The organism is Halopseudomonas xiamenensis (assembly GCF_014219065.1).
Classification (GTDB): Bacteria; Pseudomonadota; Gammaproteobacteria; order Pseudomonadales; family Pseudomonadaceae; genus Halopseudomonas; species Halopseudomonas xiamenensis.
This window is the reverse complement of sequence record NZ_JACLGO010000009.1, coordinates 15024-40402: the sequence shown is the minus strand read 5'-3', so window position 1 is coordinate 40402 and position 25379 is coordinate 15024. Positions and strand designations below refer to the sequence as shown.

Below are 25379 nucleotides of genomic sequence, written 5' to 3'. Positions count from 1 at the left end.
CCGGTCTCAAATAGTTTTTCCTGATCGACGATCAGGATGATAGCAATTAAGAATCACGCCAGACTTTGCCAGACGGTCCCATACCTTTGGATGAAGGGAATAAATGCTCTGGGTGCTCTACGACAGGCTTGTAACGTGATAAACCGCATCCCATGACGACAAGAATCACGTTCAAACTGGATGCATTGCAGGGCAGTCGCATTCTGATCGTGGATGACAGCGAAGACGAACGCATGCTATTGGCCACCTACCTGCAGAACCAGGGATGCCGCATCTATCTGGCCAGGGATGGACTCGATGGCATGCACAAGTCCCTGATGATTCAGCCTGATATGGTGCTGATGGACGTGCGCATGCCGGTATGCGACGGACTGACCGCGTGCCGCGCCATGCATAATGATCCGCGTACCCGCGATATTCCGGTGATCTTCCTCTCGGCTGCGGTCATGCCCGGCGAGCGGGTACAGGGCTTGCTGGCCGGTGCGGTGGATTATGTCAGCAAGCCGTTCGATTTCGAGGAGGTGCGGCTGCGCCTGGCGGTGCATCTGCGCGAACGTTCGGTCGTCGAGCTGGAGCGGGCCGGTTCCAGCGAGGCTGCGGCCGAGGTCTCGAACCTTGACAGCATCCTGTTCCAGTCGGCGCGCATGCACCTGCTCGGGTCGCTGGCCGAAACACCGGACCTGCAACGCCTGGCCTGTGCCGTAGGTACCAACAGGCGCCGGCTCAATGCCGCTTTCCGAAATTGCGTCGGTACCACTGTGTTCGAGTATCTGCGTGAAGAGCGCATGAAGGAGGCGCGGCGTCTGCTGGCCAGTACCCAGTTGGAGATACAGGTTATTGCCATGGAGGTCGGTTACACCAGTGGCGCCAATTTCGCTACCGCCTTCAAGGACAGATTTGGTATTTCACCCAGCCGCTTCCGCCAGGTTCGTGCTGTTCGGAGGCAGGCATGAGATGGCTCGATTGGGCAGCGCCCGAGACTCTGTTCACCATGTGCGTGGCCATATTGGGTAGCGCTACCCTACTTGCCATCGTCGGCATCCTGCTCATATACCTGGCGGGCGAACACCGGCAGCGCCTGCGCCTGGAAGAGGAAGTAGCACGGCGCACCGAAGAGTTGCGCCGGGCGCTGATGTCGGCGAATGAAGCCAGTCGAGCGAAGACCGACTTCATCGCGCGGGTCAGTCATGATCTGCGCTCGCCCCTGACCTCGATTCTGGGGTACAGCCAGCTCCTATCCGAGGCCGGCGGCCCACAGGCCTACCAGGCGCGAACTATTTTGCGCAGTGCCAGGCATATGCTCGACCTGATCAATGATCTGATCGAATACACCCGTGGGGGAGGCGACAAGCTGAATGAGGTGCCAGTACGGATTCAGACTCTACTGGAAACCATCGTCCAGGAAGCCTGGGTCCTGGCCAGACAGAACAACAACCAGTTCGTATCCTCAATCCAGCGCGACCTGCCCACCACGCTGGTGCTCGATGGCACGCGGCTGCGTCAGATACTGCTCAACCTGCTGGACAATGCGGCCAAATTCACCCGCAACGGCATGATCGAACTGGTGGCAGGGGTTGAAGCGAGCGGGCATGAGGATCAATCCTGGCTGTGGTTCTCGATCAGGGATACCGGCTGCGGCATAGCGCCGGATGACCAGGGGAAAGTATTCGAACCGTTTTTTCGTAGCGCTGACCTGGCCGAAGGAGTTGGGCTGGGATTGGCGATCGTTGCCGAGTGGACCAGACGCATGAACGGAACGCTGACGCTGCATAGCGCACCGGGAGAAGGAACCGAGATAAAGGTGCGCTTGCTGGTCCGGCTGGCGCCATTGATGGATGCGGAGGCTGACCTGCCGCCACAGCCGGCCGCGAGTGATGAGCCGGGCTACCGGCAACTGGCCGCGGCCCTGATCCGCGCTGACAGCATGGAGGGGGAGGCCGGTGATGATGTTGCTCCGCCTGCCGAGGTGCTGGAGCAACTGGAGCGGCTGCTGGCCATTGGGGCGCTGACCGATCTGCGGGATCGGGTGGAGACCCTGTACCTGACACACCCCCAATGCAGGCGCTTTGTATTACTGTCGCGGGCATTGCTGGAGAAGGGCGATCTGGACGCTCTTCGCTGGCTCATTGAATGCATGCCTGCATGCCGCGTTCAGACTGATCCGGCGATCAATATTTTGACATTGTAGAGTAATTGCTCTATATCGTCAGGAGAGATGTTTTCAGCTGGCAGGGGTGGGTTACTGCCGCTTGAGCATCGATTGACAACAACAATGACAAAATCGGATTGGCTGCCATGTTCAGATTCCCCCTCCTGGCCCGGTTGCTGGGCACATTCGCATTGCTGCTGCCGTTGGCCGGCCAGGCTGACCCTCGTCCCAACATCCTGCTGATCGTCGCTGACGACATGGGGTTTTCCGACCCCGGCGTCTACGGTGGCGAGATCAGCACGCCGAATATCGACGCGCTGGCCGCCGAAGGCCTGCAGTTCACCAACTTCAATGTGGCCGCTACCTGTTCCCCGACCCGCGCCATGCTGATGACCGGCGTCACCAGCCACAAGGTCGGCATGGGCAACATGAAGGAAATCATGGCCGATAACCAGAAGGGCCAGCCCGGTTACGAGACCTGGCTCAACGACCAGGCGGTGACCTTGCCGACCCTGCTGCGCGACGCCGGCTACCGTACCTACATGGCCGGAAAATGGCACCTGGGCGGGCGTCCGGAGAGTCTGCCCAGCGCCCGCGGCTTCGAGCGTTCGGTAGCCCTGCTGGAAAGCGGCGCCGACAATTGGGAGGCCAAGCACTACCTGCCGGCTGGGACGGCGACCTGGGTCGAGGATGGCCAGCCGATCAGCCTGCCGGATGACTTCTACTCATCGTTCTACTATGCCGACAAGCTGATCGAGTACCTGGACAGCGAACCGGACAGTGACCGGCCGTTCTTCGCCTATCTCGCCTTCCAGGCCGTGCATGCCCCGCATCATGCGCCGGAAAGCTATGTGGAAAAGTATGCCGATGCCTACCACGATGGCTGGGATGTCATTCGCCAGCGCCGCTATGAGCGGCTGACCGGGATGGGCATACTGCCACGTGCTGCGGAGTCGGTGGTCAGCAGCGACTGGGGCACCTTCTACGATACGCCGACCATCGACTGGGCCAGTCTCAGCGACCAGGAACGGGCCTACCGTGCCCGGCAGATGGCGATATACGCGGGCATGGCCGAGGCCATGGACGACAGCATCGGGCGGGTCATCGAGCATCTCAAGGCCAGTGGGGATTATGACAATACCCTGGTCATCTTCATGAGCGACAACGGTGCCGAGTCCACGGTGCTGACCGAGATAGCACCGCTGTTCTATCGCCTGCGCTACGACCAGGACCAGGCAGACCTGGGCCGCCCCGGCAGCTGGAGCGAGTACGGCCCGGGTTGGGCCTATGCTTCCAATACGCCGTTCTATTCCTACAAGGGCTCGCCGTTCAATGGCGGCCTGCGGGTGCCGATGATCATGCGCTATCCGGGGGTGATCGAGCCGGGTTCACGCACCTCGGCGTTCGGTTATGTGACCGATATCACCCCCACGCTGCTGGAGCTGGCCAATACCCCGGCACCGGACGGTGAGTACCAGGGGCGCCAGGTGCATCGCATCATGGGTACCAGCATGGCGCCGCTGCTGCGTGGGCAGAGCGAGCGTATCCATGCCGCCGACGAGGCGATTGTCTACGAACTGGCCGGCGGCGTCGCCATCTGGCAGGGTGACTACAAGCTGGTGGTGTCGAGTTCGAGCGCCATCGGCGCGCGTTCCGGCAAGCTGCTGTTCAATCTGCGTGATGACCCGCTGGAACGCCATGACCTGTCGGCGCAGCAGCCTGAACGGGTGGACGAGCTGATGCAGGCCTATCGCAGCTTCGTGAACGAACACGGACTGGTCGAGGTGCCAGCCGACTACAATGCCTGGGAGCAGCTGAACCGTAACGCCCGGGAACAGTTCCTGGACCGGCATGGCCGGCAGTTGCTGATCGGCGCGGTGGTCCTGGCGCTGCTGGTCGGCTGGTGGTTGTACCGGCGGTTCAGTCGCCGCCAGCGCTGAGCAGGCTGGTTGGAATCGCCCCGAAAGCTGTTCAAGCGCAGTCGGGGCGGTCCATCAGCAGGGGCGGATATCCTCCAGGGGTACATACAGCTGATCGCACAGGGCGCGGACCGCCTCCTGGTAGGCCGGCGCCAGGTAACCCTCCTCAAGGACCAGTATCTGATAGATGCCGCGCCGCAGCTGCTGCTGACTCAGGTTCAGCTGAGTGCCCTGGGTGGTGGTCAGAAATTGCGTCCAGGCACTCAGCACTATCCACACGTTGATGCTCAGGGTTTCCACCTGGCGGGTGTCCAGCTGCAGGATGCCGGCATCGGCAAAGGCCTGGTAGATCTTCTGCGTGTTGCACAGGCTGCGCTGGGAGAACTGCCGGTAGCGGACCGCCAGTTCGGGGTCGGATTCGAGCAGGTATTCCAGCCCCTGGTGCAGGAAGCGGAACTGCCAGATGATTTCCAGCAGTCGTTCCAGATAGAGGGTCTTGTCTTCCAGGGTAACGGTAGCGCCTTCAGGCAGGGTGAAGAACACCTCCATCCTGCGTTCGAACTCGGTGAAGAGCTCAGCGACTATCATGGATTTGTTGCGGAAGTGGTAGTACAGATTGCCGGGGGAAATGCCCAGGTGGCTGGCTATATGGTTGGTGGTGACGTTGCGCTCGCCCTGGGTGTTGAACAGCTGCAGGCTGGCCTGCAGGATACGCTCTCGGGTGTTTGGCTTTGCAGCCATGGTTGCTCTCTCACGGTCTTGCTGGATGAATGGGCTGGCCGTCCCGGGCTGCGCCGTACCGCTGGTGCGCAGCCCGGGAGGGGATTCAGTCGGTGAGTGGTTCTATCAGCGCAAAGTCGGGAGTGAAGGTGTCCATCAGACCCAGCAGCTGCAGAAAGCTCTGCGGATTGCCCTTGATGCTGATCTCGCCGGACTGAATGGCCGCCGGGAAGCTGTTTTGTTGCGTCAGGATAGCATTCAGGGTCGCCCTGGTCATGCTGATGCTGGCGTCAGCCTGCTGCGCCTGGCGCTCGGGCAGCCAGGTCAGGGTGGCGTTCTGCAGGTTGATCCGGAACTGCTCGTTGGTATCGGTGAAGTTCCAGTTCAGAACGATGTGCTTGCCCTCGGCCTTGGGGCCATTCAGGCGCACACCGAGCAGATCGAAGAACATGCCGGTCTCCAATGCCTGCAGCATGTCGGTGGCAGCAGCGCCGCCCTCATGTTGCGGTGTACCTGCGCGCAGCTCCTGGGCGCCGGAGAGATAGACGTTGCGCCAGGGGCCGGACTCGGCCTGGTAGCCCAACTGCTCCAGTGCCGCCGCATTGAGTTCCCGGGCGGCCTGGTTGTCCGGCTCGGCGAATACCGCCTGACTCATAACCGAGGCTACCCAGCGGTACTCACCACGCTCGAAGTCCTCGCGGGCACGGGTGATCACCTGTTCGACACCCCCCATGTACGCCATGGCCTTGCGCGCCGCTTCGCGGGTGGTCAGCGGGTTGAGGTTGGCCGGGTTGGCGTCGTACCAGCCCAGGTACTTCTGATAGATGGCGCGGGCGTTATGGCTCAGGGTGCCGTAATAGTCGCGGGCGTTCCATTGCCTGGCAAGGCTGGCCGGCAACTGCAGCTGTTCGGCAATCTCGTTCGGTCGATAGCCATGGTTCATCAGGCGCACGCTCTGGTCATGGATGTACTTGTACAGATCCCGTTGCGCGCTGAGAAACTGCTTCACGCCGTCCTGATCCCATACCGGCCAGTGATGCTGGGCAATCAGGATGTCGGTGCGCGGGCCGTACTCCTCCAGGACCTCGTCGATATAGCGCGACCAGCGGCTGGCGTCACGCACCTCGGCGCCGCGCAGGGTATAGACGTTGTGCAACTGGTGTGAGGTGACCTCGGCGGTGTTGAGTATCCGCGTTGCCGGAAAGTACAGCATCAGCTCGGCCTGGGCCTCGCTGCCCTGGGCCAGGTGGAAGTCGATTTCCACACCGTCGATCACCTGGCGATCATTGCTCGAGATGATGTCGGTCGGCGGGATCAGTGTCAGCGGGCCGCGGCTCAGCGACTTGCCCAGGCCGTTGTCGATATGCCCGGTGGGGCCGACCGGCAGGTTGGTACCGTACATGTACATGGCGCGGCGGGTCATGGCGTTGCCGGCGATCACGTTCTCGCTCACCGCATGCTCCATGAAACCTTCCGGCGCGAAGATGCGTACCCGGCCCTGCTTCACGTCCTCCTCGCTGACCACGCCGCGCACGCCGCCGAAGTGGTCCACATGGTTGTGGGTATAGATCACCGCCACCACTGGCTTGGCCGGGCGGTGTTCCAGGTAGAGGTCCAGTGCCGCCCGGGCAGTCGTGGTGGTGAGCAGCGGGTCGATGATGATCAGGCCGCTGTTGCCTTCGATCACCGTCATGTTGGCCAGGTCCATGCCGCGCACCTGGTAGATACCTTCGGTGACTTCGAACAGGCCGTGGATGCTGTTCAACTGGGCCTGGCGCCACAGGCTGGGGTTGGCGGTGTCGGGCGCGGCCTGCTGGTCGAGGAAGGCATAGGCGGCCATGTTCCAGGCGGTGCTGCCGTCGGGATTGAGCAGTGGGCCGTCCTCGACGGCGGCGATCAGGCCGCGGCGGGCACCCTCGAAGGCCTGGCGGTCGCTGAAGTCGAGCTGCTGCAGCACGGCGGCATTGGCCTGGATGGTGGCCGGCTCGGCGGGCCGGTTGTCGGCGGTTGCCGCGAAAGGCAGGCACAGGGTGGCAGCCAGTGCCGCCGTGAGATAGAAATCCCTGGTCATCTTGTCATGCTCCGGTGTGATTGTGGTCGGGTCTGTCACCCTGCCAGCCGTTCAGCCAGCAGGCTGGACAGCTTCGCGGTCAGGGCATAGATGGAAAGTTGCGGGTTGGCACCGACACTGGTGGGGAACAGCGAGCCATCGTGGATGGACAGGTTCTCCAACTGGTGGTGCCGGCCCAGGCTGTCGGTCACGGCCTGGCTCGGGTCCTCGCCCATGGCGCAGCCGCCCATGACGTGGGCGCTGCCCAGGCGGGTCTTGTAGCGGCGCTGGTCCAGTCCGTCGATCATGCGCCGGGCTGCCTGCATGCTGGTGACCAGTTCGGCATCATTGTGCAGCGGTGCGGCGGCCCTGGCGCCAGCGGCGAACTGCAGCTCGAGCATGGTCAGGTGCGATCGGCGTACCGCTTCCCAGGTGTAGTCGGTCAATTGGTAGTCCAGCACCGGCGAACCATCGTCGCGCAGTTGCACGGTGCCTTCGGCGCTGTCCGGATGGAAGCCGTCGCGCAGCAGGGCGATCATCATATTGCTGTTGGGCAACTGCTTCATCAGGGCGGCGTGGGGCTGGCCGAAGTCGCCGAGCATCGAGGCGGTGAAGCCCGGCTGCAGGGGCGGTACTTCCAGCTTGTAGCCCATGCGGCCGGTGGCGCTGTCGTCGGGCCACAGGAAGTGATCCGAGTAGATCGACTGGGGCGCGCCGTAGAACGGGTTGATGGTCTGCTCGAACTGGCCCCAGGCCGAGGTCGTCGGGTGCAGATAGGTACGTTTGCCGGCCCGCTTGTGCGGATCGGGCGCGTCGGAGCGCATCAGGATGGCCGGAGTGTTGATGCCGCCACCGGCCAGGATGTAGTGCCTGGCGCGTACCCTGATCCGATGCCCGGTGGGCGCCACGCAACGCTCATCCATGGCCAGGCATTCGATACCTGATACCCGGTCGCCTTCCAGCAGCAGGCGCTGGGCGCGGGCCAAGTACAACAGCTCGCCACCCTGTTCCAGCAGGGAGGGGATGCAGGTGACCAGCATGGACTGCTTGGCATTGGTCGGGCAGCCCAGGCCGCAGTAACCGAGGTTCCAGCAGCCCCGCACATTGCGTGGAATGACCGCCCAGTGCAGGCCGAGCTGCTCGCAACCTTTGCGCAGAACGTCATTGTTGTCATTGGGCGGCAGGCCCCAGCGGGCGATACCCAGGCGCTGCTCCATACGCGCGAACCAGGGGGCCATCTGCTCCCTGCTGTGGCCGATCACGGCATGCTCGCTGGCCCAGTGCTGGAGGGTGTGTTCGGGGGTACGGAAGCTGGATGTCCAGTTGACCAGGGTGGTGCCGCCCACCGCACGCCCCTGCAGGATGAGCACGGCGCCGTCCTTGCTGGCGCGTCCGGCGGACTCCTGGTACAGGGTGGGGTAGGCGTCGCTCTCCTGCATCTTGAAGTCGGTACTGGTGAACAGGCCGCCTTCCTCTATCAGCAGTACCTTGTAGCCTGCTGCGCTCAATATCTCCGCGCTGGTCGCCCCACCTGCGCCGCTGCCGACGATGGCGATGTCGGCTTCCAGGGTCAGGTCTTCGGTCAACAGCGAGGCATTATGGGCCTTCCAACCCCGGGCCAGCCCTTCGGCAAAGGGATCCTTTATCGACATGCTTCGACTCCGTTTCAGATGGCTGGTGGGCCGGGGTAGCCGCAGCTGCCCCAGGATTGAGGCGCGGTGTACCAGGCGATCAGTATGGGTTTGGTCAGGGCGTTGTAGCCCTGCTGGAACAGGTCGAAGGAACTGTTCTCCCAGCGCTGCAGGAAGGCCTGCACGGTCTGGTCATCGGCCTTGTCCCAGCTGCGCCAGACACCGGTGGTCGGGCCGCGGGTGATGCTGCTGGCAAGCAGGTCGAACAGCTGCATGAACTGCTTGAGCATGTGCGGCGGCATATGGTTCAGCGCGCTATCGATGGATTGCAGGATGGTGTCGATAGCCTGCTGCTGGTCGGTTGTCGGCAGCGAGCCGTCGAGCACCACCGGGATCAGCCGGCGCAGCAACGGCAGGTCGCTGTCACGCAACTGCACAAAGCTCTCGGCCGGCCTGTCCGCCGCACAGCCGGACAGGGTGGCGATGCCGCCGGCGCTCGCCAGCAGCGCGGTGCCGGTGAGGCCGATCTTGAGTAGTTGGCGACGGCCGATATGGCTGTCGCCCCGGACGGAGGTTGTCATTGTTGTTGCTCTCACCTTGGGTTGTGGAGTCATTGGCAACGCCGGTACCGGGTTGCCCATGCAGCGGTGCGCTGAGCTGTCAGCGAATCAGCAGTTTGCGCAGCCATTTCTGCAGCGCTGTGCCGTAGGGTGGATAGAGCACCCTGGTGGCGTTGTAGCGTGGTTTGCGCAGCACCGCCTTGGCCTTGCTGAACGTCAGAAAGCCCTCGCGACCGTGATAGTGGCCCATGCCGGAGGGGCCTATGCCACCGAATGGCAGGTCGCAGACCGCAACCTGCAGCAGCGTCTCGTTGATGCCGACGCCACCGGAATGGGTCTGTTCCACTACCCGTTGCTGCTCGGCCCGCTCATGGCCGAAATAGTAGAGTGCCAGCGGGCGTGGGCGGGCATTGATGTAGTCGATGGCCTCCTCGATCCGCTGGTAGGGAATGACCGGCAGCAGCGGGCCGAAGATCTCCTCCTGCATCACCAGCATGTCGTCGCTGACATCCAGCAGCAGGGTGTGGGGCAGGCGACGTTCCTGGGCCTCGCCGAACAGTGGCAGCAACTGCGCGCCCCTGGTCCGGGCATCCTCCAGATAGCTGTTCAGTCGGGCCAGCTGGCGCGGGTTGATGATGCTGGTGTAGTCGGGGTTGTCGGTCAGTTGCGGATAGAAGCGGCTGACCGCCTGGCGGTAGGCGGTGACGAACTCCTGCAGCCGCGCCTGCGGTACCAGCACGTAGTCCGGGGCGACGCAGGTCTGTCCGGCGTTCATGGTCTTGCCGAAGGCGATGCGCTCGGCGGCCTCGGCCAGCGGCACACTGGTGGAGACGATGGCCGGCGACTTGCCGCCCAGCTCCAGGGTGACCGGTGTCAGGTTGTCCGCAGCGGCATGCAGGATGTGCCGGCCGATGCTGGTGGCACCAGTGAACAGCAGGTGATCGAAGGGCAGCGCGGAAAAGGCCGCACCGACCTCGGCATCGCCCAGCACCACGGCGACCTGTTCCTCGGTGAACACCCGGGCCAGCAGCTCCTTCAGCAACTGCGAGGTGGCCGGCGTGGCCTCGCTCATCTTGATCATCACCCGGTTGCCCGCCGACAGGGCGCCGAGCAGGGGGCCGACGGCCAGGAACAGGGGGTAGTTCCACGGTACTATCACACCCACCACGCCCAGCGGCTGGTAGACCACCTGCGCCGATCCCGGCTGGAACGCCAGCCCCAGTCTGCGCCGGGAGGGTTTCATCCAGCGGCGCAGATGCCGGCGCACATGGTCGATGGACTGCAGGCTGGGCAGGATCTCGGCGAACAGGGTCTCGTCCCGCGAGCGATTGCCGAAGTCCTGGCTCACCGCCTCGGCCAACGCATCCTGTTGCTCCGCCAGCAGGGCGCGAAGTTGTTTCAGCTGGCCCAGTCGGGTTTCCAGCGACGGCATGGGTGCCATCTGAAAGGCCCGGCGCTGGCGCTGCAACAGCACGCTCAACTGGTCGACGGGGGTATCGGACGAGAAAGTGGCCAACATGAAGGCACTCCGGATTTAGAGTATTTGTTCTAATGGGTTTGTAGAGTAATGCGGTGCCGCCGTCAAGGGGGCGCTCGGGATATGTACAGCAAGCGGCGGTCTAGCCGGCCTGGTTGGCGGCCAGCTGTGTCTGGGGCTGACTCTGGTCGGGCTGTTGGAGAGTCACGCTGAGAATCGTCTCGCCCGGCCTGGAATGAATGTGCAACTGCCCGCCAATGCGGGCTATGCGGGCATGCATGCTGCGCATACCTACGCCCTGTCCCGCTTGCTGGATGGCGGCGACATCGAAGCCCATGCCGTCATCGGTTACCACCAATTGCATGCCACCGCCGCGCAGCGGCTCCATGCTGATGCTCAGGGAACGGGCGTGGCTGTGCTTGATGATGTTGGTCAAGGCTTCCTCGAGAAAGCGGGTGAGCGTCAGTTGTTCGGCTGAAGACAGGTTGCATGGCCACTGGCTGGGCAGTTGCCATTGCGACTCCAGCCCCAGTTCATCGAACAGATGGACGAAGCGGTGGCGTAGCGGAGCCAGCCAATCGGTCGGCGTTGCACTGACAGTGCTGGTGCTGGCTGAGCTGTTGTCGATGATCTGGCGCAGATCGTCGCGGAGCATTTTCAGCATGGACAGGAACTGCGTCCGGTCCGGCGGCTCTGCCGACTGTTCCACGGTGGCGATGGAGCGCATCAGCGAGCTGCCGAGGCTGTCGTGCAGATCGTGGGCGATCACCAGGCGCTCATTGAGACGGGTATTCTCCATCTCCAACTGGTGCTCGCGGCTGAGGGTGTGGGTCAGATCATTTCGCGTGCGGGTGGCGGTCTCCAGCAGATCCTCATTGAAGCGCTCGATGCGTTGCTGGTTTTCGGTGAAACGCCAGGCGACGATCAGGAACATCAGTACCGGGGTGATCAGTGAGGTCAGTTGAACCTGAGACTGACGACCGTTTGTCATGCCCGCCGCGGCCAGGATGTCGTGCAGCATAATGCCCAGGAAAAGCAGCAGACAGGCGGCAAGCAGCACGTTGTGACGTTGCGGATGACGATAGGCGTGCCACTGGAATTGCAGGCAGTTGGCCATGTACAGCAGAATGAAACCGGATGCTGCGCCTATCAGTACCGGGATCAGGTGGCGCTCGGGAACCAGCCAGACCAGCAGCAGGGTCAACAGCGTCGCTGAGCGGAAATACCGGCCCAGGCGGGGGAAATGCTGCTTGCCGAAGCGCCAGATGAACATGCTGGAGGTGAAGCAATAGAGTACCAGGGCGCTGGTGTTGAGCCGTTGCCAATCCGCGCTGTTGGTGAACGGCCAGGGCGAGTAGGCCAGGGCATTGCAGGTGAAGACCGCCCAGCACCAGGAACTGAGGGCAAACCAGCCGAAGGCGGACTCCGAGCGGTGCAGCAGCCAGAGGATCGAGAACAGCGTCGCCATGACCAGGGATACGATCATGTTGATCACCAGCGAGGTGCGCTGCTGCCACCATTGTTGCTGGTGGAGTTGCCATATGTATTCCGGCTGCCCCACCTCGACCTGCCGCAGGCCGGGAAGCGAGTAGGACTTGCCGGTGACGCGCAGCCAGAGGCTGTTGCCTTCGGGGCGCAGGGTGGAGGTCGGCAACAGCCAGTAGCGTGGAATGTTCCAGCTGCGTGACAGCGGCTCGCTCAGGCTGCTGTCGCGCCAGAGCAGCTCGTCATTGACGTAGAGCATGCCGGCCAACGTCAGTCCGGCGATGGACAGGGCGACGGGCTGATCCCGCAGACAGGCATCGTCGAGATCCAGCCGATACCATACCGAGCCGCTGTGCTCAGGCCAGCGCTTGGTCCAGATATCCGGCAGGCTGACCGCCTCCCACCCCTCCGCAGGGCGCTGGCCATCATCGCCCAGCTCGCGGGCCGCCTCCATGGCGGTGATCCACTGCGGGCAGGCCTGGCCCAGCAGTGGCAGGGCCCAGAGCAGCAGCAACAGCAAGCCTCTCAAGGCAGCAGGCCAAGCAGCCGGGCTTCGTTCACCGCGCGGGTGCGGGATGATACGGCCAGTTTCTTGTAGGTGTTCTTGATGTGGGTCTCAACGGTATAGCGGGAGATGAACAGGGACTCGGCTATTTCCCGGTTGGTGAACCCCTGGCCGACCAGCTGCAGGATTTCCGTTTCCCGGCGGCTCAGGCTGACAGCGGCGTCATCGCCGCCCTCGGCCTGGGTAGAGTCCTGCATGGGCGAGCTTTCAGGCAGCAGAGCCAGGATGCGGCGAGCAATGAACGGATCGATGGACACGCCGCCGCGCAAGACATTGCGTATGGAAAAGGAGATCTCCAGATCATCCCGCTCCTTCAGGATATAGCCGGTGGCACCGGCGCGCAGGGCTGCGAGAATCAGGTCCTCTGTGCTCCAGGCCGAAATCACCACGATATACAGGCTGGGGTCGGCACTGCGCAGTTCGCTGATCAGCTCTATACCGCTGCCATCGGGCAGGCCGAGATCGACCAGTGCCAGGGCGATGGGTTGCTCCTGCATATGGGCGCGAGCCTCTGCCAGATTGCAGGAAAATGCCAGGGTCTCGTCATGGTATCCCAACTGCTGCAGCAACAGGCGCAGGCGCCTCTGCATCAACAGCTCATCCTCCACGACCAGCACCGGGGAAGGTAACAGGGGAGGCTGCTGGGGCTGGCTGATCGTTGACATTGTTGGGGAGCCCTCGTGTTATCTGGACAAAGTCTACCAAAAGACCGGGACGGCCAGCCTGCAGGCGCGGACGCCAGGGCGAGACTTTGACTGCGCATCTTATGACAGAGCCTGATCCCGCTGGGAATCACTGAATCTGGGTATTTGCCTAGACGGGCAGGGCAGGGAGGCTGGCTGTGTACTCTGAAAATACCTAGTTGCAGTGATACCGGGATATTGGCGGTACGGGTCTAATCTAGTGCTGGTCAGTGGTAGTGGCCAAATAATGCCATTGCACCTCCGTTGGATGTCAACAAAGCTGCACCCAACCTGATCCGAGTCCACCGGTATGCCTGGCGCAAAAAAAGTAGCGAGTTATGCATGCAAGGAGAAGGACATGAAGTGGTTCGTCTGGCGACTGGGCCGGCTGGCATGGTCGCCACGCAAAGGGCCGACCTGCAAGGAGATCACTGACAGGAGAGGGCGCTGGCGGAGAGTGGGGGGTAACCTGTTCCTGTTGGTCGAGCGACGCTCGATATCCGCACAGAGGAACATGAAGTAACAGCTCGTGGTGTTTTTTGCCGGGAATCGTGACATCCGCTGGATTGTTCCAGACGGATGGCGATGCCCGTGTTGCGCTTGCTGAAGATCTGAATTCAATAGCTGGATAGCAATCGGCCCCGCACTGTCGAAACAGTCGGGGCCGATGCCTTTAATATGGTTGCGGGGGCAGGATTTGAACCTACGACCTTCGGGTTATGAGCCCGACGAGCTACCAGACTGCTCCACCCCGCGTCTGAGGTGGCTCATTCTACGGATTTGAAAGGTGCTGTCAAGCATTTGATGCAAAAAGAATTTTTAAAAGGCGCCGGACCAGCGGCAGGGACACTTCCGGAAAATGTATGATATCTTTTTGATATCAAAATTTGTTGCATGATGGCACGCGGCTGGCTGCCGGTCATTGCTGGAGAGGCCCCGATATCCGTGCTATACGGGGCGAGAACATAATAAAAAGGATGACCATGGACTCCTCCACGAACCCCTACAGAATTTCCGGACTGTTGGCCGAGTTCGTCGATCCGCTGGTGGAACATGCCTACCGCGAACATATGCAGTCGCTCATGGTGCGCCACCTGCGGGTGGCGTTGTGGGTCTGGGGTGGCTTGATCCTGTTGTTTGCCGTCCCGGATCTGCAGGCGCTGGGCTGGGGCGGGGAGTTCTTCATTCTGCTTGGTTGCCGGCTGGTGCAGGCCAGTCTGTTGTTCGGCCTGGCATTCGTGCTGGGCAGCAGGCCGCAGTGGGCCACGGATGGCCGCGCCGTCACCAGCCTGGAGATCCTTGGTTTTTTCCTGTTCCTGCCCATCTATTTCCTGCGCCCGGAGATCGCCTCCTTCACCGTGACGGTGATCGGGTTGATGCTGCTGGCGATGTTCCTGTTCGTGCCCAACCGCCTGGTGCAGACCCTGCTGGCGGCGCTGGTCGGCTATGTATTGACGCTGGCTTGCGTGGCGCTGAATGGTCGCGGTATGGACATCTTCATCGGTGCCACTTTCCTGCTGTCGCTACCGGTGGTCACCGGCTTCTTCGCCGCCCAGCAGTTGCATATCGTGCAGCGCCGGCAGTTCGCCATGTTCAATCAGGCCGAGCAGGCCAACCGGGAACTGGAGCAGGAGGTCGAGCGGCGCAAGCTGCTGGAACTGGAACTCAGCCGCCAGGCCACCACGGATCCGTTGACCGGGCTGCCCAACCGGCGTCAGTACGAGATGCTGTTCCGCCGTGAGCGTGAACGCTGTCGACGGCAGAGTACGGCGATTTCCGTGGCCATGGCCGATCTGGATTCCTTCAAGGCGCTGAACGATGAACTGGGCCACGATGCCGGTGACCTGGCCCTCAAGCATGTGGCGGCGCTGTTTCAGCAGCAGTTGCGTGAAGGCGACGTGGTTGGACGCTTCGGTGGCGAGGAATTCGTCATCGTATTGCCGGACACCGGCGCGGCCGAGGCGCAGGTGGTGGTCGAGCGGCTCAGGAGCATGCTGGAAAGCACGCCGGTCCTGCTCAGAGGGCAGCCACGGCGGATTACCGCGACCTTTTCCGTCTCCGTGGTGCGGGATGATGAAACCGATATCGAGCAGACACTGCGCCGGGTGGATGAGGGCTTGTACCTGGGCAAGCGTGCCGGTCGCAACCGGGTGATGGAGGTCTGATAGGGTACAATGTCCGGTATCTTCAGTCGGACTATCGGCCTTGCGCAAGATCATTCACATAGACTGCGATTGCTTCTACGCCGCCATCGAGATGCGCGACGATCCGCGCCTGCGCCATCGTCCGCTGGCGGTGGGGGGCGATCCGGGCAAGCGTGGCGTGATCGCCACCTGCAACTACGAGGCGCGCAGCTACGGGGTGCGTTCGGCCATGGCCTCGGCCTACGCCAAGAAGCTCTGTCCCGACCTGCTGATCGTCCCCGGTCGGATGTCGGTCTATCGGGACGTATCGGTCGCGATCCAGGCTATCTTTCATGAATACACTGCCCTGGTGCAGCCGCTGTCGCTGGACGAGGCCTTTCTCGACGTGACCGACAGCCAGGCATGCCGCGGCAGTGCCACGCTGATCGCCGAGGAGATTCGCCAGCGGGTGCGTGACAGCCAGGGGATCACCGTCTCCGCCGGGGTAGCGCCGAACAAGTTCCTGGCCAAGATCGCCAGTGACTGGAACAAGCCCGATGGTCTCAAGGTGATTCTGCCCGAGGAGGTCGATGCCTTCGTGCTCGGGCTGCCGGTCAACCGGCTGCATGGCGTGGGCAAGGTCACCGCGGCGCGATTGCATAATAAGGGTGTGGATACCTGCGCTGAGTTGCGCCAATGGCGCAAGCAGGACCTGGCCAGGGAGTTCGGCAGTTTTGGCGAGCGGCTGTGGGAGCTGGCCAGGGGCATCGATGATCGCCCGGTGGTGGTGGACCAGGTGCGGCAGTCGGTGAGTGTGGAAAACACCTACGAGCACGACCTGCCGGACCTGCCGGCCTGTCTCGGTGCGTTGCCGCCGCTGCTCGACAAGCTGGCTCAGCGCCTGGGTCGGTTGGACGGGCAATACCGGGTCAGCAAGCCCTTCGTCAAACTCAAGTTCCATGACTTCACCCAGACCACCCTGGAGCAGGCAGGGGCGCCAATCACGCCCCAGGGATTCGAGGAACTCTGTGCCCAGGCGTTTGCCCGGGGCGGGCGCCCGGTGCGACTGATCGGGGTCGGCGTACGCCTGGACAACGCCCACAGTCCGCTGGGCGAGCAGTTGTCACTGTTCTGAAGCTGCCTTGCTGCAGGCAGGGCACAGGTGCTCTTCGCCGCGCGGGGTCCAGCCCAGTTGACCGATACGTTGTACTGCCTTGGCAGTGCGCTGGCGCAGGTCGTCCTGCTCACGGGCGAGAAACTCGAAGGCCTGCTCCCGGGCGCATTCATCACAGTGGATCGACCAGCCGAGCACCATCTGGCCGCTCAGGTCCGGGCCATTGGCGGTGGCGGTCCACTGGCCTGCGGGGTTGATCAGATAGCGCACCTTGCCCACCACCAGCGGCAGCGGCAGGTCGCGGCTGCCCTTGACGGTGCAGATCAGGGTGTCGCCCGGCTGGATACCGCCACCCTGGCCGGTGACCTGATACAGGCCGGCGGCCAGCGTGCGGCATTCGATCAGCGTATGTGAAGGGTTGAGCGCGGTGCGCCGGAAGTCATGTTCAGCCATGGGAAAGCCCGTCTGTGTGAGGCGCACATGATAACACTGGTGCAGGGCAACATATCACTGTGCTCACTGATGGTCGGTCTTGGCGCAGGCTATCTATATGATCGATCGCCTGTCTGGCAACCAAAACACGAGGAATCACCATGAGCGTAATGCAATTGTTCGATCTGACCGGTAAGGTCGCCCTGATCACCGGCGGTACCAAGGGCCTTGGTCTGCAGATGGCCGAGGCGCTGGGCGAGCAGGGGGCGAAGATCTTCCTCAATGCGCGCAATGCCGACGAAGTGGATACCGTGGTTGCCCAACTGAATGCCCGGGGCATCGAAGCCGCCGGTATCGCCTGTGATCTGGGCAAGCCCGAAGGCAATCCGGTTGCCGCGCTGGTCGATGCGGTGCAGGAGCGTTTCGGCACCGTGGACATTCTGGTCAACAACGCCGGCACCACCTGGGGCCAGCCCGCTGCCGAGCACAGTTATGCCGGTTGGCAGAAGGTCATGCACCTGAACGTGGATGTGTGCTTTCTGCTGGCGCAGGAAGTGGCCCGGCGCTTCATGATTCCGCAGCGCAGCGGCAAGATCATCAATATCGCCTCGATCGCCGGTCTCAAGGGCAACGGCCCGAATACCAGCGTGCACACCGTGGCCTACAACACCAGCAAGGCGGCGGCGATCAACCTGACCCGGGCCCTGGCGGGCGAATGGGGTGCCTACAATATCCACGTCAATGCCATCTGCCCCGGTTACTTCCCGACCAAACTGGCCAAGGGCCTGGATCATGTCGCCGAGGCAATCATCCGCGATACTCCGCTGGGCCGGGTGGGCGGCGAGGATGACATCAAGGGCCTGGCGCTGTTCCTGGCCAGTGACGCCTCGCGTCATGTAACCGGCCAGGCGGTGGCGCTGGACGGCGGTTACTCGGCGGTCTGAAGTTCGCTCAACACCCTGGCGACCCGCTCCACCTCACTGCGGTGGTGGGCCTCCAGGGTTTCCATCTGCTGCTGATGCAGACGGCGCTGGGCGGCGGGTAGCTCCTTCCAGTGCTGGTGGGTGGGGATGTGCGCGGTGGCATCGTAGATGGTCTCGAGTACCCGCACATCCAGCTCGGCACGGCGCGGTCCGCTGTAGTTGTCCAGCAACACCTTGATGCGTATCGCTCCCTCGATCATCGGCAACTGCCCGCTGAGCAGGCTCTGGGCGAGAATGCGTACATCGCCCAGCAGGCGCTCGTTGCGCTCTTGCAGTTGCCTGGCCAGGCGTTGCTGGTTGTGCCACACGCGGCGCCACAGCACCGCGGCGTATACGGCAAGGGCGAAGATGATGCTCAGGCCGGCGATCACCAGCCAGTCGGTCATGTTCATATTCAGAAACTCAGGTCAGCTGGGTCGAGGGTGCCGTGTTCATGAAGGCTGAGCCTGGGCGCCCAGAACAGGCCGGTGCTGATGTGGCCGTCGATCCGGTAATCGACCGGCTGCTGATGCTCGACCAGCTTCACCAGGTCGCCCAGGTGGCGCCAGATGTTCGAGCGCACCGTGATATCGAAGTATTCCGAGCCGTAGGCCGGGACGTTGAAGGCGCGGTCGGTAACGCCGGTGGCCAGGCGCATGTCGTTCAGATAGACCTTGTAGTGCATGCCGCGGATCGGCAGGTTGCGGTCGTTGGGGTTGTCCACGCGCAGGCGCAGGCGGAAGGATTGCTCCCAGAGATTGGACTTGAGCATTTCCACATTGGCCAGGGTGACTTCCGGCTCGGTATAGGAGCGGTTGAATACCGCGCAACCGTTCAGGCTGAACAGGCCGGCCAGCAGTAGCGTCAGCAGCAGAGCAGGTGAACGAATCATCAAGTGGAGCCCCTCCGTTTTAACCGTGCGCCTCGTTATATGAGAAGTTGTCGGCGATCGGCAGCCTGTCCATACTAACCGCAAATCTATGCAAGGGAGTGACAAGATGGCAGTTTTCGAGGTGGTTTTCCATGGTCGGGTGCGGCCCGAGGTGGCGCCGGAGCAGGCGCGGGCGCGTATTGGCCAGCTGTTTCAGGTGGGCGAGCGTCAGCTGGATGTGCTGTTTTCCGGGCGGCGGATCGTGATCAAGCAGGGACTGGATCAGGCCGCCGCGGAAAAGTATCGCCAGGCCATAGAGCGGGCCGGGGCGCTGTGCGAGATCCAGATCATGGATGAGGGTGCCGCCAGTGCTGATGCGCCGCCGCCGTCAACACCGTCTCCTGCCGCGCAGCCTGAGCAGCGTCGTGTCGAAACCCTGGCGCCGCGCGATGAGTTCATGGCAGCGTTCAGCGATGTCGAGGCGCCGGACCTGCCCCTGGCGCCGCTGGGCGCGGATATGCAGGACAGCTATGCCGAGCATGCGCCGCTGGATCTCGACCTCTCGGCTTTCAGCCTGGCGCCGCCGGGCAGTGATCTGCAGCAGTTGAGCTCACCACCGGCGCCGACGGCACCGGATACCAGTCACCTGAGCGTGGAGCAGGAGTGACTACCGGTTCATGGTGGGAGCCGCGCCTCGCGGCGATGAAGCTCAGCAGCGACAGCACTGTTTGAATTTTTTCCCCGAACCGCAGGGGCAGGGATCGTTGCGGCCGACGTCCAGCGGGTGATTGGGATCGATGAAGTACCAGCGCTCACCCAACTTGCAGAAGTCCGAGCATTCCCGGTGGCTGTGCTGGCTGCCGTCCGGGTCGGCCCAGTGGGCGCTGAATATGACCTGGGCGCGGCTGGCCGACGCGCTGGCCGGGTCTTCCCGCTCCACGTTCAGGCCCAGCCAGCGGCTGTCGTGACTCCATTGCGCCATGGCCTGGCGGTCCAGCAGTGGCTGCTGGGCGGGCAGGGTGGTGGTCACCAGGTAGTCGATCAGTCCCAGCACGTAGGCGCTGTAGCGCGAACGCATCAGGCGTCCGGCATGGGCGGCGGGCTGGCCCTGGCAGTGGCTGGCAACAGATGCTATAGGGCTGGCCATCATCGCAGGGGCAGGGAGCTGTGGGGTCAAGGGGCATGCTGATCACCTGTATTGTGCGCTGAGTCCGGGCTGGCATCGGACGGGAATGGAGCGCAGATGTTATCATCCGCGCTCTGCTCCGGAGTCCGCATGCTCAACGAAGACCTCAAAGGCCAGATCCAGACGGCCTACCGTACCTTCCTCGAAAACAAGTCGCTGAAGCCGCGCTATGGCCAGCGGCTGATGATTGCCGAGGTGGCCAAGCTGTTTGGCGGCGTCGAGCTGGACGACGAGGGGCACCGGGATGGCGAGCCGGCGGTGGCGGTAGTGGAGGCAGGTACCGGTACCGGCAAGACCGTCGCCTACTGTCTGGCCGGCATTCCGATCGCCAAGCAGCTGGGCAAGCCGCTGGTAATCTCCACGGCCACGGTGGCGCTGCAGGAGCAGATCGTGCTCAAGGACCTGCCGGATATCCAGCGCAACGCCGGGCTGAACTTCCATTTCGCCCTGGCCAAGGGGCGTGGTCGCTATGTGTGCCTGTCCAAGCTCGACCAGCTGTTGCAGGACAACCAGTCGCTGGCCAGCCAGCAGCAGGGCTTTGCCGAGGAAGGTTTCCGCATCGATGTGGATGAGGCCGGACTCAAACTGTACACGCGCATGGTCGAGGCGCTGGGCAGCAACAAGTGGGATGGCGAGCGTGACTCCTGGCCCGAGGCGCTGGATGACCAGGATTGGTCGCGACTGACCACCGACCATATCCAGTGCACCAACCGCCGCTGCGGGCATTTCAACCAGTGCGTGTTCTACAAGGCCCGGGAAGGCATCCAGAAGATCGATGTCATCGTCACCAACCACGACCTGGTGCTGGCCGACCTGGCGCTGGGTGGTGGAGCCATCCTGCCCGACCCGCGCGATTGCCTGTACGTATTCGACGAGGGCCATCACCTGCCGGACAAGGCCATCTCCCACTTCGCCCACCACACGCGCATGGCGGCGACCGCCGACTGGCTGGATCAGCTGGACAAGAACCTCAGCAAGCTGCTGGCGCAGCATCCGTTGCCGGGGGATTTCGGTCGTTTGCTGGAGCAGGTGCCGCAGCTGGCGCGCGAGCTGCGACCGCATCAGCAGTTCATGACCCAGGCCCTGGGCGAGGTGGCGGATTTCGCCAGTGCCGAGGACATGGCCGGGCAGACCCGCCCGCAGTACCGTTTCGAGCATGGTGTGGTGCCCGAGCATCTGCGCGAGATGTCGATGGAGCTCAAGGCCGGTTTCGGCCGTATCAGCGACCTGTTGCAGCGCATGGTCGACATGCTCAAGGATGCCATGGACGGCGAGGTGGTCGGCGTGCACCAGACCCAGGCCGAGGAATGGTATCCGCTGTTCGGCGCGCTGCAGGCCCGGGCCGAGGGCAACTGGACGCTGTGGACCCAGTTCAGCCTGGTCGATCCGGAAGACAAGCCGCCGACCGCGCGCTGGCTCACGCTCACCGAGCAGAGCGACCTGGACGTGCACGTCAGCCCGATACTGGCCGCCGATACTCTGCGCCAGTACCTGTGGCACAGCGCCTTTGCCGCCCTGGTGACCTCGGCGACCATCACCGCGCTGGGCCGCTTCGACCGTTTCAGCCACCGCGCCGGATTACCCAAGAGCGCGGTCTGCACCCTGGCACCCAGCCCGTTCCGCTATGCCGAGAGCGGGGTGCTACGGGTGCCCAACCATGGCGCGGACCCGCGCGACAACGCCGGACACAGCGCGGCGATCATCGAGCACCTGCCGGATATGCTGCAGGATGAGCCCGGCAGCCTGGTACTGTTTTCCTCGCGCCGGCAGATGCTCGAAGTCTATGCCGGGCTGCCGGCGGCGTTCCGTGAGCGGGTACTGGTACAGGGTGACCTGTCCAAGCAGGAGCTCATTCGCCAGCACCGGGCGCGGGTCGACGATGGCCAGCCGAGCGTGATCTTCGGCCTGGCCAGTTTTGCCGAAGGGGTCGACCTGCCGGGCAAGTATTGCCAGCATGTGGTGATTGCCAAGATTCCCTTCGCCGTGCCGGATGATCCGGTAGAGGCGGCGCTGTCGGAATGGATCGAGCGCAATGGCGGCAACCCGTTCATGGAGATCGCCGTGCCGGATGCCTGCCTGCGTCTGGTGCAGGCCTGCGGTCGGCTGCTGCGCACCGAGCAGGACACCGGCACCGTGACCCTGCTGGATCGGCGGTTGGTCACCCAGCGCTACGGCAAGGCCATCCTCAATGCGTTGCCACCATTTCGTCGAGAGATCGACTGAGGCTGTGCCTGCGGTTACGCTTGCACGGACTCCACTGATTGACAGACCCATCGGATGACGGAACTCACATGACCCAAGTACAAGGCTATTTCGACCCCCGCTTCGAATCCGTTCGCCAGCTGTTCGCCGAACAGCAGAGCGACCCGCAGGCCCGTGGTGCGGCGCTGTGCGTCACCGTCGGCGAAGACACCGTGCTGGACCTGTGGCATGGCGTGACCGACAAGGACAACAGCCAGGTCTGGGAGCAGGACACCCTGGTCAATGTGTTTTCCTGTACCAAACCGCTGGGCGCAGTGGCGTTGCTGCAGCAGGTACAGGCCGGTCGTATCGGCCTGGATGATGCGCTGGCGGATATCTGGCCCGAGTTCGCCCAGGCCGGCAAGCAGCAGGTCACCCTGCGCCAGATACTCAGCCATCGTTCCGGACTGTCGGCGATCAGTGCGCCGCTGGCCCCCGAGGCGTTGTTCGACTGGCAGGCGATGACCACCGCGCTGGCCGCCCAGCAGCCCTGGTGGACGCCCGGCGAAAGCCATGGTTATGCACCGCTGACCTATGCCTGGCTGCTCGGCGAGCCGCTGCGCCGGCTGACCGGCCAGATGCCGGGTGATTATCTGCGCGAGCAGCTGTGCCAACCGCTGGGCATGGATTTTCATGTCGGCGTGGCGGATGCCGATCTGCCCCGTATCGCCCATGTCTCCCGGCTGCGCAACCAGTACGGGGATGAATACGCCCGGGCGCTGTTCGCCGCGATGGGCGATGCCGAGGGGCTGAGCTGGAAGGCCTTCGCCAACCCCAGCAGCCTGCAGAACAGCACCAACAAGCGGGAGTGGCAGCAGGCGCAGATCCTCGCGGCCAACGGTACCGGCAATGCCCGCTCGCTGGCGCGCTTCTGGCAGGTCATGGCCCACGGTGGTCAGCTCGGCGAGGCGCGCCTGCTGGATACCGAACTGGTCGCGCTGATGCGCCGCGAACACAGTGCCGGGCTGGACCGTACCCTGCGCTGCCCGACCCGCTTCGGCCTAGGCGTGATGCTGGAGCAGGACTGGCAGGGTGGCAGTTTCGGCATGGGCGCCAATGCCTTCGGGCATCCCGGTGCCGGTGGCGCGCTGGGCTTTGCCGATCCCGATGCGCAGGTCGGCTTCGGCTATGTGACCAACACCATGGGCCCCTATGTGCTGACCGACCCGCGCGCCGGTGAGCTGAGCAGGGCGGTGTATCGCTGCCTGCAGGCGAGCCGGTAGATATCCTTGTCCGGGGTCAATGGGTCTTGAGCCGCCTGGTGCTAAAATCATGGTTATCGTTTTCAGGAGCACATGAATGAAGCTCAGCATTGCCGATATGCGCCGTAACTACACCCGTGACGGGCTGCTGGAAAGCCAGGCTCCGGATGAGCCCTTCGCCCTGTTCGGCACCTGGTTCAGCCAGGCGGTGGAGGTCGAGTCCACCGAGCCCAATGCGATGATGCTGGCCAGCGTCGACGCCGCCGGCCAGCCGCACCTGCGCACCCTGTTGCTCAAGGGCTTCGATGCCCGCGGCTTCGTGTTCTTCACCAACTACCAGAGCGCCAAGGGCGAGCAGTTGCTGGCGCATCCGCTGGCGGCGATGACCTTCTGGTGGCCGGACCTGGAGCGCCAGGTGCGTATCGAGGGGCGGGTCGAGCAGGTCAGTGGCGAGGAGTCGGATGTGTATTATCACAGCCGCCCGCTGGGCAGCCGCCTGGGCGCCTGGACCTCGCCGCAGAGCCAGGTGATCAGCGGCCGCGAAGCGCTGGAGCAGCGTCTGGCCGCGATCGAGGCGCAGTACGCCGATAGCGCACCGCCCCGACCCGCGCACTGGGGCGGGTTTCGCCTGGTGCCGCAGATGATCGAATTCTGGCAGGGCCGCCCGAGCCGCCTGCATGACCGGCTGCGTTATCGGCTGGACAATGGCCAGTGGCTGCGTGAGCGGTTGGCGCCCTAGCTACCCAGCCAGTCAACCACGCCCCGCGCCGCCACCAACCCGCTGGCAAAGCAGGCGGTCAGCAGGTAGCCGCCGGTGGGCGCTTCCCAGTCGAGCATTTCCCCGGCACAGAACACCCCGGGTAGCTGCCTGAGCATTAAACGCTGATCCAGCGCCTGGGCCATGACACCACCGGCGCTGCTGATCGCCTCATCCAGCGGACGGGTGCCCAGCAGGCGTACGCTCAGCGCCTTGATGCCGCCAGCCAGCTGCTCGGCATCGGTCAGTTGCGACTTGTCCAGGCACTCATGCAGCAAGGCGCTTTTCAGCGCATCGAGCCCGGCGCGCTTGCGCAGGATATTGCCCAGTGACTGCCCCTTGCGCGGCTGGGCCAGCAGCGCAGCCAGCTGGGCGTGGCTGCGGTCGGGGGCCAGGTCCAGTTGCAGGACCGCGTGCCCCTGGCGCTGGATCTGCTCGCGCAGTGGCGCGGACAGCGCATAGATCAGACTGCCTTCCAATCCCTGTTCGGTGAGGATGCACTCGCCGCGGCGTTCATGTGGCTGCCCATCGAGGTCGGTGAAGCGGGCGATGACCTGCTTCAGTGGCTGGCCGGCGAAACGCTGACGCAGGTATTGGCTCCAGTTGGCGGTGAAGCCGCAATTCGTCGGCAGCAGCTCGCGCACGGCTATGCCGCGCTCGCGCAGCAGCGCTGTCCAGCTGCCATCCGAGCCGAGCCGCGCCCAGCTACCGCCGCCCAGTGCCAGTACCACGGCATCGGCATTGACCTGTCGCGGTCGTCCGTCCGGAGTAATGAACGACAGCTGTTGCCGCGCGTCCCAGCCCTGCCAGCGGTGGCGGGTGTGGAACTGCACACCGCTGTCGCGCAGGCGCTTGAGCCAGGCCCGCAGCAGCGGCGCGGCCTTCATGTCGGTGGGAAACACCCGACCGGAGGAGCCGACGAAGGTCTCGATGCCCAGGCCATGTATCCAGTCGCGCAGCGCCGGGCCATCCAGCTGCCGCAGCCATTCGCCGACCCAGGGGGCGGCCTCGCGGTAGCGGCCGACAAACGCCTCGGCCGGCTCGGAATGGGTGATGTTCATGCCGCCGACACCTGCCAGCAGGAACTTGCGTCCCACCGAGGGCATGGCGTCATACAGCGCCACGCGCAGGCCGGCCTGGGCCAGCTGTTCGGCGGCCATCAGGCCGGCCGGGCCACCGCCGATGACGGCAACTAGTGGCCGGCTGCAAGAGGAGGATGGAGTCATGCTGGGTTCCGCAGTGAATTGCCGTG

Annotated in this window: 21 protein-coding genes, 1 tRNA gene and 1 pseudogene; 10 read left to right on the top strand and 13 right to left on the bottom strand. The window is 63.6% G+C overall.

Annotation, left to right across the window (positions count from 1 at the left end; all coding sequences use genetic code 11):
• The first annotated feature begins 152 nt into the window (after positions 1–152).
• From H6X51_RS07960 to H6X51_RS07950, 3 genes are all read left to right on the top strand, one after another.
• Complete coding sequence (locus H6X51_RS07960) at positions 153–953, top strand: response regulator transcription factor (RefSeq protein WP_185267011.1); 801 nt, start codon at positions 153–155, stop codon at positions 951–953.
• Positions 950–2188 carry a sensor histidine kinase gene (locus tag H6X51_RS07955; RefSeq protein WP_185267010.1) on the top strand — a complete coding sequence of 413 codons (1239 nt, stop codon included), beginning with the start codon at positions 950–952 and terminating at the stop codon, positions 2186–2188. Before H6X51_RS07960 ends, H6X51_RS07955 begins: the two co-directional genes overlap by 4 nt.
• A gap of 107 nt (positions 2189–2295) precedes the next feature.
• Complete coding sequence (locus tag H6X51_RS07950) at positions 2296–4089, top strand: arylsulfatase (RefSeq protein WP_185267009.1); 1794 nt, start codon at positions 2296–2298, stop codon at positions 4087–4089.
• Positions 4090–4143: 54 nt separating this feature from the next.
• On the opposite strand, the gene H6X51_RS07945 is transcribed toward H6X51_RS07950, so the two are convergent.
• The 8 genes from H6X51_RS07945 to H6X51_RS07910 all read right to left on the bottom strand — a co-directional run bounded on the left by H6X51_RS07945 (position 4144) and on the right by H6X51_RS07910 (position 13995).
• On the bottom strand, positions 4144–4809 hold the full coding sequence (locus H6X51_RS07945; protein ID WP_185267008.1) for a TetR/AcrR family transcriptional regulator: 666 nt from the start codon (positions 4807–4809) through the stop codon (positions 4144–4146).
• Between the two features lie 85 nt (positions 4810–4894).
• A complete protein-coding gene (locus H6X51_RS07940) occupies positions 4895–6859 on the bottom strand; it encodes an alkyl/aryl-sulfatase (protein WP_185267007.1) in 1965 nt (654 codons plus the stop codon).
• A gap of 35 nt (positions 6860–6894) precedes the next feature.
• On the bottom strand, positions 6895–8490 hold the full coding sequence (locus tag H6X51_RS07935; protein WP_185267006.1) for a GMC family oxidoreductase: 1596 nt from the start codon (positions 8488–8490) through the stop codon (positions 6895–6897).
• Positions 8491–8504: 14 nt separating this feature from the next.
• A complete protein-coding gene (locus H6X51_RS07930; RefSeq protein ID WP_185267005.1) occupies positions 8505–9050 on the bottom strand; it encodes a twin-arginine translocation pathway signal protein in 546 nt (181 codons plus the stop codon).
• 79 nt (positions 9051–9129) lie between these two features.
• Positions 9130–10548, bottom strand: coding sequence for a coniferyl aldehyde dehydrogenase (locus tag H6X51_RS07925; RefSeq protein WP_185267004.1), 1419 nt, complete (start codon positions 10546–10548; stop codon positions 9130–9132).
• Positions 10549–10648: 100 nt separating this feature from the next.
• Positions 10649–12505: a sensor histidine kinase gene (locus H6X51_RS07920; RefSeq protein ID WP_185267003.1), complete on the bottom strand. Its 1857-nt coding sequence runs from the start codon at positions 12503–12505 to the stop codon at positions 10649–10651.
• 11 nt (positions 12506–12516) lie between these two features.
• The gene (locus H6X51_RS07915; protein WP_185267002.1) at positions 12517–13221 is read right to left on the bottom strand and encodes a response regulator; all 705 of its coding nucleotides are present in this window, start codon (positions 13219–13221) and stop codon (positions 12517–12519) included.
• A gap of 697 nt (positions 13222–13918) precedes the next feature.
• Positions 13919–13995 (bottom strand) — tRNA-Met (locus tag H6X51_RS07910).
• A 227-nt stretch (positions 13996–14222) separates the two neighbouring features.
• On the opposite strand from H6X51_RS07910, the gene H6X51_RS07905 reads away from it, so the two are divergent.
• Both H6X51_RS07905 and dinB read left to right on the top strand, forming a co-directional pair.
• Positions 14223–15404 carry a GGDEF domain-containing protein gene (locus H6X51_RS07905; protein WP_185267001.1) on the top strand — a complete coding sequence of 394 codons (1182 nt, stop codon included), beginning with the start codon at positions 14223–14225 and terminating at the stop codon, positions 15402–15404.
• A 40-nt stretch (positions 15405–15444) separates the two neighbouring features.
• Entirely contained in the window at positions 15445–16497 is a 1053-nt protein-coding gene (gene dinB, locus H6X51_RS07900) for a DNA polymerase IV (protein ID WP_185267000.1), read from the top strand.
• On the opposite strand, the gene H6X51_RS07895 is transcribed toward dinB, so the two are convergent.
• Positions 16486–16929, bottom strand: coding sequence for a hypothetical protein (locus H6X51_RS07895; RefSeq protein WP_185266999.1), 444 nt, complete (start codon positions 16927–16929; stop codon positions 16486–16488). The two genes, dinB and H6X51_RS07895, sit on opposite strands and share 12 nt — an antisense overlap.
• A gap of 140 nt (positions 16930–17069) precedes the next feature.
• Here H6X51_RS07895 and H6X51_RS07890 point away from each other — a divergent pair, with 140 nt between their 5' ends.
• Positions 17070–17852 (top strand): SDR family oxidoreductase, encoded by a 783-nt coding sequence (locus H6X51_RS07890; protein ID WP_185266998.1) that lies wholly within the window; start codon positions 17070–17072, stop codon positions 17850–17852.
• On the opposite strand, the gene H6X51_RS07885 is transcribed toward H6X51_RS07890, so the two are convergent.
• Positions 17837–18283 carry a DUF2489 domain-containing protein gene (locus H6X51_RS07885; RefSeq protein ID WP_221627275.1) on the bottom strand — a complete coding sequence of 149 codons (447 nt, stop codon included), beginning with the start codon at positions 18281–18283 and terminating at the stop codon, positions 17837–17839. The two genes, H6X51_RS07890 and H6X51_RS07885, sit on opposite strands and share 16 nt — an antisense overlap.
• Before the next feature lie 2 nt (positions 18284–18285).
• Complete coding sequence (locus H6X51_RS07880) at positions 18286–18762, bottom strand: LEA type 2 family protein (RefSeq protein ID WP_185266996.1); 477 nt, start codon at positions 18760–18762, stop codon at positions 18286–18288.
• A 106-nt stretch (positions 18763–18868) separates the two neighbouring features.
• Here H6X51_RS07880 and H6X51_RS07875 point away from each other — a divergent pair, with 106 nt between their 5' ends.
• The gene (locus tag H6X51_RS07875) at positions 18869–19408 is read left to right on the top strand and encodes a P-loop NTPase family protein (protein WP_185266995.1); all 540 of its coding nucleotides are present in this window, start codon (positions 18869–18871) and stop codon (positions 19406–19408) included.
• Between the two features lie 42 nt (positions 19409–19450).
• On the opposite strand, the pseudogene H6X51_RS07870 reads toward H6X51_RS07875, so the two are convergent.
• A pseudogene (locus tag H6X51_RS07870) lies at positions 19451–19925 on the bottom strand (YchJ family protein).
• A 92-nt stretch (positions 19926–20017) separates the two neighbouring features.
• Between H6X51_RS07870 and dinG the strand changes: the two are divergent.
• The 3 genes from dinG to pdxH all read left to right on the top strand — a co-directional run bounded on the left by dinG (position 20018) and on the right by pdxH (position 24109).
• Positions 20018–22150 (top strand): ATP-dependent DNA helicase DinG, encoded by a 2133-nt coding sequence (dinG, locus tag H6X51_RS07865; RefSeq protein ID WP_185266994.1) that lies wholly within the window; start codon positions 20018–20020, stop codon positions 22148–22150.
• 68 nt (positions 22151–22218) lie between these two features.
• Positions 22219–23391: a serine hydrolase domain-containing protein gene (locus H6X51_RS07860; protein ID WP_185266993.1), complete on the top strand. Its 1173-nt coding sequence runs from the start codon at positions 22219–22221 to the stop codon at positions 23389–23391.
• 76 nt (positions 23392–23467) lie between these two features.
• Positions 23468–24109 carry a pyridoxamine 5'-phosphate oxidase gene (gene pdxH / locus H6X51_RS07855; RefSeq protein ID WP_185266992.1) on the top strand — a complete coding sequence of 214 codons (642 nt, stop codon included), beginning with the start codon at positions 23468–23470 and terminating at the stop codon, positions 24107–24109.
• Here the strand turns inward: pdxH and H6X51_RS07850 are convergent.
• The gene (locus H6X51_RS07850) at positions 24106–25353 is read right to left on the bottom strand and encodes a TIGR03862 family flavoprotein (RefSeq protein ID WP_185266991.1); all 1248 of its coding nucleotides are present in this window, start codon (positions 25351–25353) and stop codon (positions 24106–24108) included. The genes pdxH and H6X51_RS07850 overlap by 4 nt on opposite strands.
• Positions 25354–25379 lie beyond the last annotated feature (26 nt).

What these genes read in the sequence shown, in the direction of transcription:
- H6X51_RS07960 (WP_185267011.1), top strand. Translation starts at nt 153, where the DNA reads ATGACGACAAGAATCACGTTCAAACTGGATGCATTGCAGGGCAGTCGC.
- H6X51_RS07955 (WP_185267010.1), top strand. Translation starts at nt 950, where the DNA reads ATGAGATGGCTCGATTGGGCAGCGCCCGAGACTCTGTTCACCATGTGC.
- H6X51_RS07950 (WP_185267009.1), top strand. Translation starts at nt 2,296, where the DNA reads ATGTTCAGATTCCCCCTCCTGGCCCGGTTGCTGGGCACATTCGCATTG.
- H6X51_RS07945 (WP_185267008.1), bottom strand. Translation starts at nt 4,809, where the DNA reads ATGGCTGCAAAGCCAAACACCCGAGAGCGTATCCTGCAGGCCAGCCTG.
- H6X51_RS07940 (WP_185267007.1), bottom strand. Translation starts at nt 6,859, where the DNA reads ATGACCAGGGATTTCTATCTCACGGCGGCACTGGCTGCCACCCTGTGC.
- H6X51_RS07935 (WP_185267006.1), bottom strand. Translation starts at nt 8,490, where the DNA reads ATGTCGATAAAGGATCCCTTTGCCGAAGGGCTGGCCCGGGGTTGGAAG.
- H6X51_RS07930 (WP_185267005.1), bottom strand. Translation starts at nt 9,050, where the DNA reads ATGACAACCTCCGTCCGGGGCGACAGCCATATCGGCCGTCGCCAACTA.
- H6X51_RS07925 (WP_185267004.1), bottom strand. Translation starts at nt 10,548, where the DNA reads ATGTTGGCCACTTTCTCGTCCGATACCCCCGTCGACCAGTTGAGCGTG.
- H6X51_RS07915 (WP_185267002.1), bottom strand. Translation starts at nt 13,221, where the DNA reads ATGTCAACGATCAGCCAGCCCCAGCAGCCTCCCCTGTTACCTTCCCCG.
- H6X51_RS07905 (WP_185267001.1), top strand. Translation starts at nt 14,223, where the DNA reads ATGGACTCCTCCACGAACCCCTACAGAATTTCCGGACTGTTGGCCGAG.
- H6X51_RS07895 (WP_185266999.1), bottom strand. Translation starts at nt 16,929, where the DNA reads ATGGCTGAACATGACTTCCGGCGCACCGCGCTCAACCCTTCACATACG.
- H6X51_RS07890 (WP_185266998.1), top strand. Translation starts at nt 17,070, where the DNA reads ATGAGCGTAATGCAATTGTTCGATCTGACCGGTAAGGTCGCCCTGATC.
- H6X51_RS07885 (WP_221627275.1), bottom strand. Translation starts at nt 18,283, where the DNA reads ATGAACATGACCGACTGGCTGGTGATCGCCGGCCTGAGCATCATCTTC.
- H6X51_RS07880 (WP_185266996.1), bottom strand. Translation starts at nt 18,762, where the DNA reads ATGATTCGTTCACCTGCTCTGCTGCTGACGCTACTGCTGGCCGGCCTG.
- H6X51_RS07875 (WP_185266995.1), top strand. Translation starts at nt 18,869, where the DNA reads ATGGCAGTTTTCGAGGTGGTTTTCCATGGTCGGGTGCGGCCCGAGGTG.
- dinG (WP_185266994.1), top strand. Translation starts at nt 20,018, where the DNA reads ATGCTCAACGAAGACCTCAAAGGCCAGATCCAGACGGCCTACCGTACC.
- H6X51_RS07860 (WP_185266993.1), top strand. Translation starts at nt 22,219, where the DNA reads ATGACCCAAGTACAAGGCTATTTCGACCCCCGCTTCGAATCCGTTCGC.
- pdxH (WP_185266992.1), top strand. Translation starts at nt 23,468, where the DNA reads ATGAAGCTCAGCATTGCCGATATGCGCCGTAACTACACCCGTGACGGG.
- H6X51_RS07850 (WP_185266991.1), bottom strand. Translation starts at nt 25,353, where the DNA reads ATGACTCCATCCTCCTCTTGCAGCCGGCCACTAGTTGCCGTCATCGGC.